Annotated in this window: 14 protein-coding genes and 1 riboswitch; of the genes, 1 reads left to right on the top strand and 13 read right to left on the bottom strand. The window is 45.0% G+C overall.

Going from position 1 to position 18,608, the window contains the following annotated elements; genetic code table 11:
- The first annotated feature begins 57 nt into the window (after positions 1-57).
- The gene (locus EYS05_RS08710; protein WP_243119066.1) at positions 58-1,446 is read left to right on the top strand and encodes an MATE family efflux transporter; all 1,389 of its coding nucleotides are present in this window, start codon (positions 58-60) and stop codon (positions 1,444-1,446) included.
- Between the two features lie 127 nt (positions 1,447-1,573).
- Here the strand turns inward: EYS05_RS08710 and EYS05_RS08705 are convergent, their stop codons facing one another.
- The 13 genes from EYS05_RS08705 to panD form a co-directional block, all read right to left on the bottom strand.
- Entirely contained in the window at positions 1,574-2,209 is a 636-nt protein-coding gene (locus tag EYS05_RS08705) for an ECF transporter S component (protein ID WP_118512651.1), read from the bottom strand.
- Positions 2,210-2,339: 130 nt separating this feature from the next.
- A riboswitch (FMN riboswitch) is annotated at positions 2,340-2,457 on the bottom strand.
- A 48-nt stretch (positions 2,458-2,505) separates the two neighbouring features.
- Complete coding sequence (locus EYS05_RS08700) at positions 2,506-5,709, bottom strand: glycosyl hydrolase (RefSeq protein ID WP_138277019.1); 3,204 nt, start codon at positions 5,707-5,709, stop codon at positions 2,506-2,508.
- Positions 5,710-5,745: 36 nt separating this feature from the next.
- Positions 5,746-7,248 carry a response regulator transcription factor gene (locus EYS05_RS08695; RefSeq protein WP_138277018.1) on the bottom strand — a complete coding sequence of 501 codons (1,503 nt, stop codon included), beginning with the start codon at positions 7,246-7,248 and terminating at the stop codon, positions 5,746-5,748.
- Positions 7,226-8,917: a sensor histidine kinase gene (locus EYS05_RS08690; RefSeq protein ID WP_158293327.1), complete on the bottom strand. Its 1,692-nt coding sequence runs from the start codon at positions 8,915-8,917 to the stop codon at positions 7,226-7,228. Before EYS05_RS08690 ends, EYS05_RS08695 begins: the two co-directional genes overlap by 23 nt.
- A 265-nt stretch (positions 8,918-9,182) precedes the next feature.
- On the bottom strand, positions 9,183-10,013 hold the full coding sequence (locus tag EYS05_RS08685) for a carbohydrate ABC transporter permease (RefSeq protein WP_138277016.1): 831 nt from the start codon (positions 10,011-10,013) through the stop codon (positions 9,183-9,185).
- Between the two features lies 1 nt (position 10,014).
- Complete coding sequence (locus tag EYS05_RS08680; protein ID WP_138277015.1) at positions 10,015-10,875, bottom strand: carbohydrate ABC transporter permease; 861 nt, start codon at positions 10,873-10,875, stop codon at positions 10,015-10,017.
- A gap of 101 nt (positions 10,876-10,976) precedes the next feature.
- Positions 10,977-12,296: an ABC transporter substrate-binding protein gene (locus EYS05_RS08675; protein ID WP_138277014.1), complete on the bottom strand. Its 1,320-nt coding sequence runs from the start codon at positions 12,294-12,296 to the stop codon at positions 10,977-10,979.
- A gap of 359 nt (positions 12,297-12,655) precedes the next feature.
- Positions 12,656-13,960 (bottom strand): phosphomethylpyrimidine synthase ThiC, encoded by a 1,305-nt coding sequence (thiC, locus tag EYS05_RS08670; RefSeq protein ID WP_022426187.1) that lies wholly within the window; start codon positions 13,958-13,960, stop codon positions 12,656-12,658.
- A gap of 479 nt (positions 13,961-14,439) precedes the next feature.
- On the bottom strand, positions 14,440-14,688 hold the full coding sequence (locus EYS05_RS08665) for a hypothetical protein (protein ID WP_118512653.1): 249 nt from the start codon (positions 14,686-14,688) through the stop codon (positions 14,440-14,442).
- 106 nt (positions 14,689-14,794) lie between these two features.
- On the bottom strand, positions 14,795-15,823 hold the full coding sequence (locus EYS05_RS08660) for an AraC family transcriptional regulator (RefSeq protein WP_138277013.1): 1,029 nt from the start codon (positions 15,821-15,823) through the stop codon (positions 14,795-14,797).
- A gap of 202 nt (positions 15,824-16,025) precedes the next feature.
- Positions 16,026-17,012, bottom strand: a complete 987-nt coding sequence (locus tag EYS05_RS08655; protein WP_138277012.1) for a bile acid:sodium symporter family protein — start codon at positions 17,010-17,012, stop codon at positions 16,026-16,028.
- A 3-nt stretch (positions 17,013-17,015) separates the two neighbouring features.
- Positions 17,016-17,855, bottom strand: coding sequence for a pantoate--beta-alanine ligase (gene panC, locus EYS05_RS08650; protein WP_015526223.1), 840 nt, complete (start codon positions 17,853-17,855; stop codon positions 17,016-17,018).
- Positions 17,856-17,955: 100 nt separating this feature from the next.
- Positions 17,956-18,348: an aspartate 1-decarboxylase gene (panD, locus tag EYS05_RS08645; RefSeq protein WP_015526224.1), complete on the bottom strand. Its 393-nt coding sequence runs from the start codon at positions 18,346-18,348 to the stop codon at positions 17,956-17,958.
- Between the last annotated feature and the right edge of the window lie 260 nt (positions 18,349-18,608).

The raw sequence follows: 18,608 nt of genomic DNA, 5'->3' as shown, positions 1-18,608 counted from the left end.
AAAATTACTTATTACATTACCAAACAGCTACTGTAGATAAGAAAGAAGGAAAAAACATTGAAAAACCAGACCACCTCTGCCCAGGCCGAAAACCCTCTGGGAACCGCCCCTGTAGGCAGCCTGATCACCAAATTCGCCATTCCCGCCATCATCAGCATGCTGGTCAGCGCTCTGTACAATATCGTTGACCAGATCTTTATCGGCCAGGGCGTAGGAATGCTTGGAAACGCCGCCACAAATATCGCATTTCCCGTAACCATTATCTCTACTGCTGCTGCACTGCTCCTGGGAATCGGCAGTGCCTCCAATTACAACCTGGAAATGGGCGCAGGAAACGAAAAAAAAGCCAGCTCCATCGCAGGAACCGGACTTTCCTCGCTGATAATCTCCGGTACGATACTCTCTGTCATCGTCCTTCTGTTCCTGAAGCCACTGCTTCATTTTTTCGGCGGAACACCGGACGTCATGCCCTATGCCATTGATTACATGGGGATCACCGCCATTGGACTTCCTTTTTACGTTTTAAGCACAGGCGGCAATCACCTGGTCCGTGCAGACAGGAGTCCCACCTATTCCATGACCTGTATCCTGGCTGGTGCTGTCATCAACACCATCCTGGACCCACTTTTCATCTTTGGATTCGGCTGGGGCATCAAAGGTGCTGCCTGGGCAACCGTGATCGGTCAGGTCGTATCCGGACTTCTGATCATTTTTTATTTTTCCAGACTTCGGAAAATGTACCTGGACCGCTCCATGCTGATTCCTAAGGCACGCAATCTGTCTGCCATTTTTTCTCTGGGAATGGCATCCTGTATCAATCAGGTTGCCATTGCTGCAGTGCAGATCGTCATGAACAATACACTTCGCCATTACGGAGCACTCTCAGCCTACGGGAGTGATATTCCGATCGCCTGTGCAGGAATCATTTCCAAAGTCAACCAGGTATTTATGGCCATCTGCATCGGAATCTCCCAGGGCTCCCAGCCCATCTGGGGCTTTAATTACGGTGCCGAAAAATACAGCCGCGTGCGCCAGACATACCGCTATTCCGTAATCTTATGTACTGTGATCGCAACCATATTTTTTATCTGCTTCCAGTTCTTCCCACATCAGATCGTAGGCATCTTCGGAAACGGCAGCGACCTGTACTTTCATTTTGCAGAAAAATATCTCCGCATCTTCATGCTGATGACCTTTGCCAACGGAATCCAGCCTATGTCCGCCGGCTTTTTTACCTCCATTGGAAAAGCCAGACTTGGTGTGATCATGTCCCTTACAAGACAGGTGCTCTTCCTGCTGCCACTGATCGTCATTTTCCCGATTTGCTTCGGAATCGATGGCGTCATGTACGCAGGACCAATTGCAGATACCTCTGCATTTGTACTGGCCGTTGTTTTTGCGAGACGTGAGCTCGGAGTCATGAAAGCTGCTGAACAAAACGCCTGACATAAAAAATGCCATGTAATTTACTGCCCATCGGCAATATATTACATGGCATTTCTCACATTCTCAGATATTTATCTGAAACCACCAATTTCTGATCTTTTCTTCATCCTCCGGCAACTGCTTATGATCAGTCACCCTTCAGTACAACACGGATCTTCTTATAAATCACAAACACGATCAGAGATGTCAGTGCATATTTAAAGATATTAAACGGTACAATGATCAGCAGTGCAAAGGTAAGCAGTCCGTTTACGGAACTGTGTACTGCGCTTCCCATCTGGATAAAGGTCTCGATCGGCATTCCAAAAGCCTTACCGTAAGCCGGAAGCAGTACAAAAGCATTGATGAAACATGCAAGGATTGCTGTCAGAACAGTTCCCACTGCCATACCTGCAACTGCATGTACTCTGCTTTTTTTGTGATGGAAACGATAGATCAGGCCGGCCGGTACCACATAGGCACATCCAAACAGGAAGTTGGCAACATCACCAACACCGGCTGTCATAGTTCCCTTGGTCACAAGATGTACAAGGATCTTCACAAGCTCGATCAGAATACCTGCCACAGGTCCCATAGCGAAGGTTCCTACCATAACCGGTACCTCGGAAAAATCAAGCTGATAAAAAGACGGTGCAAGAAAAGGAATCGGAAACTCAAGATTCATCAATACTCCTGCCACAGCACCAAGCATGGCTACCTGCGCGATGGTTCTTGTTCTGCTTCTTTCCACGGCATTTCCTCTCTGTAATATCTGTTCACTCATAACTCTCTCTCCTTCTTCAGAAATATTCAAAGAAAATTTCTACAAGAAATCTTTACGCGAAAAAAATTTCTTCACATAAAAAGCCCCGGGAGCTTCTTCCCGGGGCACTGAGCACGTTCTTCAAATACTGCGCGTTCTTCTCTCATCCAGACTTTACTGTCGGTTCCGGAATCTCACCAGATCAGCCGCCAAAGCGGGTCGCGGACTATACCGCCGGTAGGGAATCACACCCTGCCCCGAAGAAATTTTCTTTTTTATGGGTTCATTATAACGCGCTCTTTTTATAATTACAAGCCTTAATTTTTCTCTACAAAAACCGGCGCTTTCAGAAGACCTGACGGTTTTATCTGATACTCATAGGACCAGAGGTCACCGGTTGTCCTCCATGCATTTGGTCCATACCAGTCTTCTTTCTGGTCACAGTTGTGTAAGATTCCAAATGTATTCACCCTGTTTCCAAATACAGTCAACTCCAGGAGATGCTCTCCTGACGGCAGTTCACCAAGAGATACCTCATAAGGAGAAAATGCAATATACCCCGCTTCTTTTCCATCCACAGAAGCCTTCATAACCGGTGCGCGGAACAGATTTGCCCGTACATTTACTTCTCCGCCTTTGCTGATAAATGGAATTTTATATGTCACATTTCCACCATAGAACGGATAACCCTGAACGGTAAGATCACTGAAGGCTGCCTTGTGGCTCACCGCATCCAGCACCTGATCTCTTCCCACAACTTTCACGGAAAACTCTCCCAGCAGGAACATTGCTTCGATATTCACTTTGGAATTGTAAGGGATCTCCACAACCAGTTCATGCTCTCCGGATTCCATCTTCGGAAGCGGCACTTTGCGGATACAGTGATCTGTATACCATCCCTCTGCACGGTTTTCCACTGCTTTCTCATCCAGGAATATTCTGGTTTTCCCGTCATTTTCCATGGCAAGGAAAATCCCTTCCAACAGAACCTCTGTATGAATATGGAATCGCAGGGACAAAGTATGTTCAAAGCCTTCCTCTCTGTCATTGGTCCACGGCTGTGCAAAAGCCTCCATGCGGAGCGGATATCCCAGTTTCTCACGGAACAGATTGTCAATGCGGAGAATCTCTTCCTCCGGCTGCCACTCCCCACCGTCAAACGCATATTCAGCCAGATCCAGAATACTTACATTCGGCTCACTGCGAACAATCTCCACCTGATCGGAAATATCCAGCTGGCAGCTACATTTCTTCTCCTCACTTGCAGAACCATTCTCAGTATTCTCAGCATTATCTGTTTCAGAAAGCAATTCTTCTGATACCATGGATGCTGTGCCAGCCGGCTCCAGCCAGAGAAGAAGACTGTCGTGATCAAACATGCTTCGTTCCAGAACAGTGTCCCCTTTATGGTACTCTGCTTTCACCGGATAAATTTCACCTGTCATGGCATCATATACCGTCAACTTCCAGGATCCACGGATACGGATGCGAAGTTTTTCTTCTCTTGGAAGATCCTGATTTTTCTTACGCTCCTGCAGTTCATTGATCACGATACAGGCATCGGAGACCTTCTCTGTACGGTTTACATGACACAGGAACAGCCAGCGGTTTTCTCCCTCTTCTCTCATCTGGTAGATCAGGTTTGTAGCTGGTTTACCGTCATCCTCAAGTACCTCGATATCTCTTGCCTCTTTCACAGCTTCCAGCAGACGGTACTTACTGAATGACACAATCTCACACTTCTCTGCCAGCTTCGCACCTCTGTCTGACGGACGGGCATCTGCATATTTCGGAAGCTGTCCTGCAAAGATCACCCGGCCGCCTCTTTCCTTAAATTTCTCAAGAATCTCCAAGGTAGAGCTTCGAAGTGTCAGGCAGTTCGGTACGAGAACTGTATCATATTTCATTACTCCCACCTTCAGAAGTTTTTCCTCTTCCTGTCCCTGATTCAGATCCGGAAGCAGAGACTCTGAAATAAAATCAAAATCAACGGTACCATAAAGCAGCCATTCGATCATATGGATAAAGTTTTCATCCATCTCCTCACGGATTGGTGCTGTCTGCTCCTTCGGTCCCCAGAAAAGCCAGTAAGACTCTACCGGATGGATCACTGCCAGCTTCACATGCGGAACGCCTCTTGTGAGAGCTGTATTGACTCTTGCAAAATAATTCTCCACAAGAGGATATTCTTTATACCACGGTGACTGGTAGCTGATAGAAGCCGGATAATCACGTTTTGCCTCACCTGCCATGGAGGTCCAGGTCAGATGCGGCACACGGACCGTTACTCCAAGAGCTGCCTGCCAGTCCCCCTGAAGCTTATGGCCCCGGAAATCAAAATCCCAGTTTGTAACACCATAAAGTTCACTTGTCATTCCCTCTCTTCCAAACTGGTGCACAGCACTTTCTGCCTGCTTTGCAGTAGAAAATTCTCTTCTGTCACAAAGCATATCAATTCCCGGGATCTCAAAGGAACGATAGGAACGCATGGCTTCTCCCAGGGCCGCTGTCTGTGTTTCCAGAGTCGGCTCCTCCATCATATGTCCGGTCAGGGCAATGCCATGTTCCTTACACCAGCCTCCCACAGTATCCGCAAAAGCCTCTGCAAAACGCTCCGCAATGTGGTCATGATACTCATAACGGATTCTGGAAACTGCATCTCCCGGAAGTTCCCAGAACAGTTCCGGAAGATGCTTAAGAAGGCTATGTCCATATGCATCACGGAAAGTTTCTTCCAGATCATCGGTATATGGAATGGTCACATCCATCCGCTCATCTGCAAAATCCAGGCACTGTTTATGGGAAAATTGCGGCTCATCTGTAAAGATGGCAGGAATGGTTTTCCCAAACTCCTCTCCCAGATTTTCATAATACTTCTCGTGGGTTACCTGGATAAAACGCTCCACTGCCTCTTTATCCAGTGTGTTCAGATACGCCTCATTGTTAAACCATGGATTATCACCGGACACCTCAAGATAGGCAAACCATTCCTGAAATCCCTCCTTCAGCGGTGCATCCTCATCGATCTTTTCATACTCTGTAAGGTAACCATCCTCCAGCCGTACCTGATATTTTCCAAGAAATGTACGCTCATTGCTTCGGATCGCCTGTCCGGAAGAACGAAGTTCGCTGTTTTCAATCTCTTTTCCATCCTGGCACTCCGGAGTGAAAAGCAGAAAACGGATCCTGTATTTGTGGTCTCTTGTTACCAGTCCGCCGCCTGCTCCGGATGGCCAGCGGTCTTCATCATACAGCCAGGTCAGCATATTTTTTTCCAGGCTTTTTTTCCAGGAATATTTTACCAGATCCAGAAACTCTTCGCCCATGTAAGGATTATCCATTCCTGTGCGGCAGTGGATATGTCCGCCGCCCATTCCCATCGCCTTCAGAGCATCCAGAGTATTGTCGATCTCCGCTTCTGTCATCTTACAGTTCCATGCCCAGAACGGAGCCGCTCTGTACTCGCTTCCCGGATCCTGAAATTTCTCTTTTGTAAGCTTTTCCCCATTATGATACAGCATACCTTAACCCTCCATTTTAGATTAATATTATTTTTGTTATATCATCCCATGATTTTCTTTCTCAACATATTCTGACGGCCTCACTCCTGTATAGGAATAAAAAATACGACTGAAATAAAACTGATCTTTGTATCCTACCTTTTCCGCAACATCTTTCACATACATCTTCTCTTCACGCTGAAGAAGAAGCTTTGCCTTCTCCATGCGAAGTGCTGTCAGATAAGTATTAAAAGATGCATCCTCATACCTTCTGAAAAGTCTGCTTAAATATGTCTGGGAGACTCCCACTGCTTTGCTCACACTGTGCAGAGACAGCTGTTCCGCCATGTGTTTTCGGATGTATTCTTTCACACTCTCAAAATATTCTTCGGTATCTGTTTTCTGTGTGGATGTCAGATCTTCCTTTATATCCTTAAAAAAGATATCGGAAATCCCGTTGCAAAGCTGTTCCACATTTTCTGCAGTGGAAAAAATATCATCCATAAGAAATTCTGACTCCCGGTAATCCCGGTTTCCTGCATCATAACGCTGAAGCAGATAGCCTATCTGCCGCACACGTCCTTCGATCCACAGCTGAGGATGTTCTTCCTGCACCCACCTGCTGATCAGTGCTTCTACTTCCTTCTGAAGCCGGTCGTACTTCTGTTTGCCAGCCAGATATTCCAGCTCTTCCAGATATTCGTAATCCTTTCCCGGTCTTCCAGCTTGAACCTGCGATGCGGTTTCCTCCAGGAGCAATGTCTGGTTTTTCCCCAGGATAATAGAAGAATCCAGCTTCCGGTAAAGCTCTCGCATCATTTCTCCGATCTGTGCTGCCGGAACTGATCTCCGCCGGATCACAGACGTCACATATGCAGCTTCCGGCTGTTCTTTTCCAATACGTCTCCTGATCATCTGTTCATAATCCTCATCACTGACCAGTTCTCCCGGACAGAGATACAGTGTCTCCTGAGTGTCACGTCCATATGCGATCATCATCTCATTGATGTCTGAAAAGACTTCCTTTTTCCCCCGTTCCCCGTAACGACTGGGAAGTCCGTTCAGTCTTACAATGGCCCCATAATAACATTCTGACTGAAAATATCTCCGAAGTGTTTTTTCATCCACAGGAATTTCATTTACCATCTTGTGTATCAGTGTATTTCGTTCTTTGTAATATTTTTGTTTCAGCTTTTCTTCTATCCTGGTGATCAGTTTGGAAAATTCCGAGGGCACGATCGGTTTCAGGATATAATCACACACCCCAAAAGCAATTGCCTGTTTTGCATACTCAAATTCCTGATATCCACTGACGATCACACTGATCACATTGGGATATTGCTTTTTTGTTTCTTCCACAAGCTTCAATCCGTTCATTACCGGCATCTGGATATCTGTGATCAAAATATCCGGTTCTCCTCTTTCCTGTATCAGCTCCAGTGCTTCTTCACCGTTATAGGCAGTTCCCATAATCTCGAACTTGTTGTATTTCTGTTTTATAATGTTGACGATCAGACTGGCGGCCATCGGCTCATCATCAACAACCATCACCTGATACATCGGCTTCGACCTCCTTTTCCGATACTCCTATGATGACGCTTAATCCTTCTTCAAGGTTTCGTATCCGGAATACTGCTCTTCCATTGTACAGAAGGAACATTCTGGCATAGGTATTCGCCAGTCCCATACCTCCGATTTCCATCTCTATGCTGCTTCCTCTGGACATGATCTTTTTCCGGATTTTTTTCATTTTTTGTTTTAACTCTTCACATACTTCATCTGTGGCACCCTGTCCGTTATCCCGTACTTCAAAGTACCAGCCGGTTTCATCCCGCCAGCCACGTACATAAATTTTCATGATATTTTTGCTGTTATTATATCCATGCTGTATGCTGTTCTCCACCAGCTGCTGCAGCACAATCTTGGGAAGCTGTTCATGTTTTACGGATTCCTCACAGTCTACTTCCACTTCCAGGCGATGCTCATACCTGGATTTCAGCAGAACAATATAACGTTCAAGATACTCCAGCTCTTTTTCTACCGTTGCGTATCTCTCCTTTGTGTTTGTGGAATATCGGAGCATGGCTGCCAGACAGCCGCATATCTCACAAATTTCCTCATCACCGTCCATAATGCCTCTGCTTGATATCACATTCAGTACATTATAGAGAAAATGCGGATTAACCTGAGCCTGAAGGGTATCAAACTGAGCCTGAAGCTGCAGAAGAGACATTCGTTTTTCCTTTACAATGGATTCGTTCAGTCGACGCATCAGGTTCTGGTATGCGATTCCTACTGCCTGCACTTCATCATCTGTATCCGGAACTGCAAGCTCTGCATCCAGATTCTCGAGCCCGGTATTTTCCATCTGATCCTTCAGTGCAGTAAGTGGCTTGGAAAGCCTGCTTGCAATAAAGATCACCACTCCCATAGAGATCACAAAACAGCCGACAGCCATTCCCAGTGCGATCATCACCGCTTCCTTCATGCCCGCAACGATCTCCGTCTTTTTCTCCAGTGCAACCACCCGGATCCCGTAATTATCGGACACTTCTGATGCCGATGCCCACATGCTCGTGTCTGAAGAAACGGTAATGGAATCCATTTTTGTTACTTCCGGATGCTTCTTCATGTAGCTTACCAGATCGCCAGTCAGTCCCTCAGACTGATACAATACTTCTCCTCCCGGAAGAAACGCCACAACTTTAATATCGGAATCCGGAATCTCAAATATATCCTTCAGTTCATCCGTAGCATACTGAACTTCAATATATCCGAAATCTCCGCCCTGTACTTTTCTGGCCAGAGAAAAAACTTCCTCGCTTTCCCGGATTCCCCAGCCATCCATATGTGGTGCTATCAGGATCGGTTTACCGTGCATTCTGTCTGCTGAATCCAGCCATTTGATGTTGGATGTATTTCTTGCCTTATTGGTAAGCTTGGAACCGGTATTGGTACTGGATGCCACATCTCCGAATTCATTAAAAATAATCACTCTGTAAAAATTTCTGTTGATATAATACATAGCAAGTCCTGAATTCAACGCATCCAAAAGGTCATTGTGCACTATTGTCCTGCCGACACTAAAACTGCCGTTTTCATAATACTTCGGAAGCGTTTTCATCGCATTGAGCATATCCTGGTCCGACAGGATATAGTCTGTCACATGTTTCATGGAATCTATGGTAAAATCAACATTAGAAGCAGTCTGCCTGGAATAAAATTTCAAACTTTGCGCTGCTTTTTCTGACAGCCTTCTAAAATTATAGTTATAGCAGACTATCCCCAAAATTGTTGATATAAAAAATATTACAACAGAAAAACCTAAGATCAGTTTTGTACGGAATTTCATAAGAACACCTCGCATTTCATCTGTATATAGCAATAAACAGATACCCCGCCTGTACAGCAGAGTATCTGTTTTTCCCAGTTGCACGGCATCTTAAATCTTACCATACAAAACTGATCTTGCATATTTGGTAACCTGTTTTGCATCAGCCTTTGACAGCTCCGGCTACCATACCATCTACGATCTTCTTGTTGAAGAACAGGAAGAGGATCAGCATCGGAATGGTGATAAGCAGTACATCTGCAAACAGCAGATTGTAGGAACTGGAATATCTTCCCATGAAGTTGTAAAGAGTAAGCTGAACTGTTACGTTGTCATTTCCGGGAAGGAAATACAGCGGATTTGTAAAGTCATTGAAGATCGTTACCGCATTCAGGATAATGATTGTGGAAGTAACCGGTTTCAAAAGAGGGAAAATAATCTTTACAAACAGATTGCTTCTCGTACAACCGTCAATATATCCGGCCTCTTCAAGCTCTACCGGGATCGTATTCATAAATCCCTTATAAAGCATGATGGTAAACGGAATCTGAAGTGCTGTCTCAACCATGATCATACCAAACATGGTTTTGTAAATATGAAGTCCCTGCATAACCCAGATGGTAGGAAGGATCGCAGGAGGGATCATAAGACCTGTCATAACAAGTGTATCCACAATCTTTACAGGTCTGTCAGATCTTCTCTGAAGAACATAGCCTGCCATGGAGCCTACAATGATCAACACGATCAGGGAGCCTATCGTGAGGATGATACTGTTCTTAAATGCTGTGATGATCTGATAATTGTTTGCGGAAAATACTTCTTTGAAGTTGCTCCACATCCACTCCGTCGGAAGGGAGAGTCTCAGAAGATTTGCTTCTTTTCTGTCCTTCAGTGCATTGATCAGCATGAAGAGAAACGGTACTGCAAAAATGAGAATACCGAAAACACATCCGAGGATGTCTCCTAATAAGGTAATTCTTTTCTGTTTTTTCATTTTAGTTGTACACCTCCCTGCTGTTAAGGAACTTCTGAAGTGGGAATGCGATGATCGCAATTACCGCAAACATGATTACGTTTCCTGCTGTAGACAGACCGAAGAAGCCTGCTGCGTACTGCTTGTAAACAACCGATGCAAGTACGTCAGTTGCAAATCCAGGACCACCCTTTGTCATAGCCCAGATCAGGTCAAAGCAGCGAAGCCCGCCGATCAGGGAAAGTGTGATGATAGTATTTGTTGAAGAACGAACCAGAGGCATTACAATGTTTCGGATCGTCTGCCAGCGGGTTGCACCGTCAATGGAAGCAGCCTCATAATAACTGGAATCAATCGAAGTAATACCTGCAATAAAGATAACTGTGGAAATGCTGACACCTTTCCACACATCAACTGCAATCACAGAAAACAGTGCCAGGCTTGTATCTCCAAGCCAGTTCGGTCCGGAAATTCCGATGGCTGCAAGAAGTGTATTGAACAGACCCTTGCTCGGATGCATCAGTGCCTTAAAAATAATACCGATGGCTACTGCACTGACAAGATTCGGGAAAAATACAAGAGATCTTAAGAAATCTTTTGTTTTGATCTTACTTGTCAGGAACAATGCAATGAAAAATGCAATGATCACCTTCAGTCCACTTGTAAGAAATGCGTAGATCAGGGTATTTCTTACAGATATACTTAAGGATCTCTCACTGAAGAACGTTTTATAGTTATCAAAGCCACAGAATGTAAATGATTTCAAGTCCCATACAGTTAAGCTAAAAAACAGTGATGTCACCATCGGAATGATGAAAAAGATCACAAAGATCGCAACTGCCGGAACGAGGAACCATAAACTATATATTTTCTTTTTGTTCATGCTCTATTTCCTTTCCGTTTTTCCAGATATCTGGCAGCTTTTTGTAAATGCAGTTCCGTAAAATCGGCCGCCTGCAACACAGGCGGCCGACACACATTCATTTATTTCCAGTCAAGTCCGAGCTGTGTAGCCTGTTTCTTGCAGTCCTCATCGTAAGCCTTTGCAGCTTCCTCTGCTGTAGACTGTCCGGTTGCAACCTCAGAGCAGATATACTCGCAGTTTGTTCCCTTTACAGATGTCTGGAACTCCATTGCAACGCTTGTTTTGCCTGCATCGAAATATTTCTCCTGAGCCTCTTTAACTCCGTCATATGCGTCATCCGGAAGCTCATAGCCCTTGATGCAGTATGGGCCGTCCGGTTTCTGTGCAGCTGTAAATGCATCCAGTGCCTCATCAGATGTGTAGAACTCCATGAATCTTAAGATATCATCTTTCTTATCGCTGTTTGCATTTCCATAGATAGCAGTTGGCTCCCAAACTGTGATTCCGTGGTTATCTGCATCTGTTCCAGGAACACCCATAACACCGATCTTATTTACATCATCTCCGTAAAGCTCGTAGATGCTGGAAAGTGCCTGGGAAAGAATGAACCAGTGTGCGCCCTCACCATTTACAAGTTTATCGCATGCATCTGCATATGTAGTTGCTGTGTAGTCATCATTGAAGTAATCCTGAAGATCAGCAAGTTTCTGGAAGCTTGCAAGACCAGCCTCTGTTGTAGCGTATTTTGCCTCGCCAGCTTCAAATTTCTCTGAGAAATCAGGCTCTGCTGCAAGTACATTGTAGTGATCTCCAAGGTATGGAACCTGAATGGTCCAGGAATCTCCAAGAGATCCGATCACTGCTGTCTCACCAGCCTCTTTCAGAGTATCGCAGTTCTTAAGGAAATCTTCCCATGTGTCCGGAACCTCAAGATCATACTGCTCATAAAGATCTTTGTTGTAAAGAACGCATCCCAGCATGGAAGCGGTAAGCGGTACACCGTATACTGCGGAATCAGAACCTGCACTTACTGCAGATGCGAATGTATCGTCAAGACGGCTTGCCCACTCTTCGCCGGAAATATCGATGAAGTTGTTCTCCGGATCGAGCTCATTGAGTTTAGCTCCTGAGTTGTATCCGCAAAGATCTGTCATCTCGCCGGATGCAAGTCTTGTTTTTACCTGGTTGTCTCCGTCACCGCCTGATGCACGAAGCTCTGTCTCAATGTGGATACCTGTCTCTTTCTCGCAGAGATCAAATACTGCCTGATATCCGGATGATGCTGTGTCCGGATCGATCAGGAATGTAAGAGTAGCCTCTTTGTACTCCCATTTGCTGTCGGAATCTTTGTCGTCAGCTGCAAGTACGCTTGTTGCACCTGCCAGTGTTGTTCCCATCATCGCTGCACAGAGCAGAACGCTGAGCATCTTTCTTTTCATGTTTCGTCCTCCTTTATTTTGACGTTCTCCGTTATTTGATGATGCTATTTTAACAATTTGGACACAAAAAATACATGGATTATCCAATCCTTCTGCATGGATTATTGAGCACTTTGCATATGGAACATGTATTTTTTCGTCATATAGACGATATTTTGTATGTATATTTTTATTTTATACACAGAAAAAGAGCCGCCCTGTTGTGATATTTTACCACAGACATGGACAGCTCTGATATTCCGGTTTCTTCTATATTATACTGATTATACTGCAACGAAATAATATATCCGCTCCGGCTGGCTGCTGAATATCCCGAAAACAGGTATACTGTGCTGCATGCTTATCTGCATTCCGTTTTTTTACAGAATATCGATATGCTCTCCTGCAAGTGCCTTGTTCATGCTTCGTACTGCACAGAATTTACCGCACATGGAGCAGGTATCATCATGCTCCGGTTTGCGCTCGTTCCAGATACGTTTTGCGGTTTCCGGATCCATGGCGCATTCCCACTGTGCCTCCCAGTCAAGCTTTCTTCTGGCATCTGCCATCTTGTCATCGATCTCACGGGCACCGCGGACACCTTTGGCAATGTCTGCTGCATGTGCTGCGATCTTGGATGCCATGATTCCCTGTTTTACGTCTTCAAGATTCGGAAGTGCAAGGTGCTCTGCAGGTGTTACATAGCAGAGGAATGCTGCTCCGGACATAGCTGCTACTGCGCCGCCAATCGCGGATGTGATGTGGTCATATCCCGGTGCAACGTCAGTTACGATAGGTCCTAATACATAGAACGGTGCGCCCTGACAGATGGACTGCTGTACTTTCATATTTGCCTCAACCTGATCAAGCGGCACATGTCCCGGTCCCTCGACCATAACCTGGACGTCTTTTTCCCATGCACGTTTGGTCAGCTCGCCAAGACGTACAAGCTCCTCGATCTGGCATACATCTGTTGCATCAGCCAGACATCCCGGACGGCAGGCATCACCAAGAGAGATGGTCACATCATACTCGCGGCAGATATCCAGGATCTCGTCATAGTATTCATAGAACGGATTCTCCTCACCTGTCATGCACATCCATGCAAATACAAGAGATCCTCCTCTGGAAACGATATTCATTTTTCTCTTGTGGTTACGGATCTGATCGATGGTCTTTCTTGTGATTCCACAATGAAGAGTTACAAAGTCAACACCATCCTGTGCATGGAGTCTTACTACATCGATAAAATCCTTGGCTGTCAGTGTATCAAGATCTCTCTGATAGTGGATAACAGAGTCATAAACCGGAACGGTTCCGATCATGGCTGGACACTCGGATGTCAGCTTGCGTCGGAACGGAATGGTATTTCCGTGGGAAGAAAGATCCATGATGGCATGAGCGCCCATGTTTACAGCTTCCATAACCTTCTGCATCTCCACGTCGTAATCCTTGCAGTCTCTGGATACACCAAGGTTTACATTGATCTTGGTGCGGAGCATGGAGCCTACGCCCTCCGGATCGATACATTTGTGATTTTTATTTGCACAGATAGCCACCTTACCGGAGGCTACCAGCGGAAGCAGTTCCTCTGTTGTCATGCGTTCCTTCTTAGCTACGATTTCAAGCTCAGGTGTGATGATGCCTTTACGGGCAGCCTCCATCTGTGTACTGTAATTTCTCATGTAAAAAAACTCCTTTCATTTTGTATCCAAATCTGGAAAATCTGTCACTACTGTCGGAAGTTCTGTTCCCGGCAGATAGTTATAGGGTATCCTTCTGTAAATTCTTTATGTTTATACAACAAAAAACCGGCTGCTGCAACGCACACGCATCACGGCAACCGGCTCTTAATCTTACGTACTTAATGAAAATCTTCTGTACTTCTGATCTCTTCTGTACTCTCTGATCTTCTGTGTCTTTAAGAATCCTTCGTGCATATGTCCCTACGTTGGCATTATCCAAATCAGGTTATGGGTCAAGACATTTACAGTCTACTCTCAGCTCGCTTCAGCGGGCCCCCCTGTTTTCATATGTTGGGGACGTCTGTTCGTCCATGTGGTTATTATAGTATACCGGCTAAAATTTGTAAACCGCATTTCTGCATTTTCTGACTTTTTCTTTCGACATAATGTGACTTGTGTCTATTGGTTATACCAGATTATCACACTCTGTCTCCACAATCGACAGCGCATGCACATATCGTATGTGCGTCACATCTGCATTTACCGGCACTGTTAGACATATTCTCCGTAATATTTCCCGAACTTTTCTTTAATCGAGATATCATGACGATCAATTTCCGTAAAAATCTGCGGCGTTTTTCTTTTTTCTCCCGTTCTTTCTTAAACTCAACTTCAAATCCCTGGTTAATCATAGCTCCGATCATAGAATAAGTATCATTATATTTCATACTGGCTTCCTCCTTTTTTATTCTGCATTGATATTTTTTATTTACCTACATCATAGCGGAATATCGGAACTGCTTCCATGGTCTAAAATAATCAATTTAATTGACTTTATTTATTCTTTCTTCTGTATTGGCTTGGTGTATCATTGTATAAGCGGCGAAATGCACGGATAAAACTTTCCGGATTTTTATACCCTACCCTGTCACTGATATCTTCTACGCTGAGCTGGCTGCAGAGAAGAAGCTGTTCGCCTTGCTGCAGACGGATCTCTGTGAGAAGATTGGAGAAAGTTTTTCCGGAGATAGATTTGATCAGTTTTGAACAATATGGTACAGAAAAATGAAATTTCTCTGCAAGTTCATTTAAAGTTACTGTACTGCAGTTTCTCATCATATAAGCAAGCATTTCGGATTCCTGCTCCGTTCGTTCTCTTCTGTTATCCGGTATGCTTACTTTTTTCCCGTGGCGTCTGGTCAGTTCCACAAAAAACAATGTAAGGATGCTACAGATGATCCTGTCCGAAAAACTGTCGCCGGTTTTCTGTTCCCTATACATGTCCAGAATGTAATTGCGGATAACTATATCATCCTTCGTATGGAAAAGAAGGTAGCGTATTTTTTCTCTGGAATATAGATTTCCTACAAAGAAACCGGAAATCTGAGTCTTATCACGGACTGTATTATAAAAGATATCCATAAATGTGCTGCGGCGGATCAGGATATTCAGAATGATGCTGTCATCCTCCACTGCCAAAATTCCATGTCTGACATTAGGTGCAAGCAGGCACAGGTCTCCTGCTGTCAGTTTCTCTGTGGAATCCCGGAAGGAATTAGTACAGGTTCCTGACAGAACATATATGATTTCAAAAAAATCATGTTCATGATAAAACACCGGCAGATAACGGGGATGCTTTACAAGACTTACATTATATTTTTCAGAAATAAATTCATCTTCACCTGCATGCTGATTCAGTAATTCTGGATTCAGCACCCATCCTACTTCCAGTTCGTGATCAGAATGGCTTTTCACAAAATCTTTAACTTTTTCGGGAGTTTTTTTCATAAAGTAGTATTCCCGGTATATCTTCTCATCATACTCCCATGTATTCAATTCCTGTATCAAATCATCACATTTCATTGCAGTGTCCTCTTTTACAATGTTTAATGTTCACAAGCTCCTTTCCTGAGCCCGTATTATATCTGCGATTTATATTTCCAGTCTAACATGCTATTTTCAAATCCACAACGCAAAAAGCCCGGCAACGTACAGATTATCCCATACGCCACCGGGCTTCTTTATAAACGATATTTCGAATTTCCTTCAGTATTCTTCTAACTTTTTATCTTTCTTCTGCCAATATACTGCTCCCTGGTTCTGTCTGACGTTCTGCACCTGCACGGCGGATTCCCGCAAAAATGGAGCCCGCAATATTGTGCCATACACTGAAGATCGCGCCCGGAAGTGTTGCAAGCGGATTGGCTGCAAAATTAGCTGCTGCCAGTGAGACAGCAAGGCCACTGTTCTGCATGCCTACCTCTATAGCTATAGCTGTTGTTCTGGAATACTCCACATGGAAGATTTTTGCAGCCAGAAAGCCCAGCATCATACCACAGAAATTGTGGATCGCCACTACTCCAAGCACCAGAACTCCACAGCTTACGATCTTCTCTGCATTTACAGCCACAATTCCTCCGATGATCATAACAATAGCTACAACCGACACCAGCGGCATAATATCGGATACCTTATCCACATGCTCTCCCGCAAGGCTCCGGAGAAAAACTCCCAGGAGAACCGGGATCAGAATTACCTTTACCACAGAAATCACCATAGCCCAGAAGGATACTTCCACCCAGGCTCCTGCCAGAACATATACAAGAAACGGTGTCATCAACGGCGCTGCCAGTGTGGAAACTATGGTCATTCCCACAGAAAGCGCCACATCACCTCCTGCGATATAGGTGATCACATTGCTGGCTGTTCCGCCCGGACAGCATCCCACCAGGATCACTCCCAGTGCCAGATCTGCCGGAAGGTTCATCACTTTACACAGAAGCCAGGCGATCACCGGCATAATGGTATACTGAGCCACTGCACCGATCACCACTTCTTTGGGTCTGGAAAAAATTGCCCGGAAGTCATCCAGTTTTATGGTCAGACCCATACCAAACATGATCACTCCCAGAAATACAGACGTATAGTTTGTCATCCAGGAAAAGCCGTCACGCCAGAAAAAAGCCAGGCAGGAAAAAGCGATGATAATGATCCCGATATATCTGGATGCAAGGCTGCTGATAATTCCGATTTTCTTTAAAATTTTCCCCATACATTATACCTCGTAGCTAAAGTTGTCGATCAGTCTTGTTTTTCCGATGTAAACAGCCATTGCTACAAGAACGCTGCGGTCAGCTTTTTCCACCGGCTGCATGGTAAGTGCATCTACCATGGATACATAATCGATCTTTGCCAGAGGCTCTGCTTCGATCACTGCTCGCATTTTTCCGAGAAGCTCTTCTGCCGGGATTCCTGCGTGAATGGCTTCCTGTCCGGCTTTTACTGCCTTTGACAGGCAAAGAGCTGCTTTTCTCTCTTCAGGGCTTAAATATGTATTTCTGGAGGATTTTGCAAGTCCGTCCTCCTCACGGATGATCGGACAACCTACGATCTCAATATCGAAGTTCAGATCACTCACCATCTTGCGGATGATGGCCAGCTGCTGTGCGTCTTTCTGTCCGAAATATGCTCTGTCCGGTGCCACAATGTGGAACAGCTTGGTCACAACGGTACACACACCTTTGAAATGGATCGGACGTGTTTTTCCGCAAAGTGTCTCTGACAGAGTATCTATACTTACAAATGCGTGGGGATCATGATACATCTCGGAAGGCTCCGGGCAGAAGATCAGGTCCGCTCCCAGGCTTTCGCAGAGCTTGCTGTCACGCTCAAAGTCTCTCGGGTAGGCTTCCAGGTCTTCGGTAGGACCGAACTGTGTAGGATTGACGAAATCGGATACCACTACGATATCATTCTGCTCTCTGCATTTTTTGATCAGGCTTGCGTGTCCCTCATGGAGAAATCCCATGGTTGGCACAAGGCCTACTGTTTTTCCTTCTTTTTTCCACGCTTTGATCTGTTTTCTTGTTTCTTCTACTGTTTTTGTTACCTGCATTGTGCTCTCCTCTTTTCCGGTTCCGGACCGGTTTTCTTTATAGATTCGAGATAGCCTCTTTTCTGAATTCACCTTCGTCTTATTGTATTTCTGATCTGCGTCAGGCCATATCCTTCAGCAGTCCGTGTTTCTCATAATTAGTCACTCTGCTGATTCTGTTCTCTTCATCTACAAATACAACTGCAGGCTTGTGGGTACGGGCTTCTTCCTGCTCGTACTGTGCGTAAGCCATGATGATGATCTTGTCACCGGTACTCACACATCTTGCTGCTGCTCCATTCAGGCAGATCATACCACTTCCGCGTTCTCCGCAAATGGTGTATGTCTCGAAACGGCTGCCGTTGTTCACATCTACGATCTGAACCTTCTCATATTCCAGTATCCCGGCAGCTTCCAGCAGTTCCTCATCCACAGTGATACTTCCTACATAATCCAGTTCCGCCTGGACAACGGTTGCTCTGTGGATCTTTCCTTTTAACATCTCTATTGTCATCTTATATAAGTCCTTTCCTGCAGGGAATAACTTTCAAGTGGATAAAAGCATCCGCTTCCGTATTTAATAAAAAAGCGTCTCGGGGCACACTTCGACCCTGAAACGCTTCTGATTGATTCCCTGTATATTGAGTCCTGTTTTTTGTACATAAAAAACATTCACATAATTTATGTCATTAATACAGGCTCGTATCTTTCATAATCTTTTATAATTTTCATATATCCGTCCGTTCCCGGTCCCGGGTTCCGGCTGGCTATTTT

Source organism: Blautia sp. SC05B48 (assembly GCF_005848555.1).
GTDB lineage: Bacteria > Bacillota > Clostridia > Lachnospirales > Lachnospiraceae > Blautia_A.
Note: the sequence above shows the minus strand (reverse complement) of the source record. Positions and strands in the feature narration are given on the sequence as shown.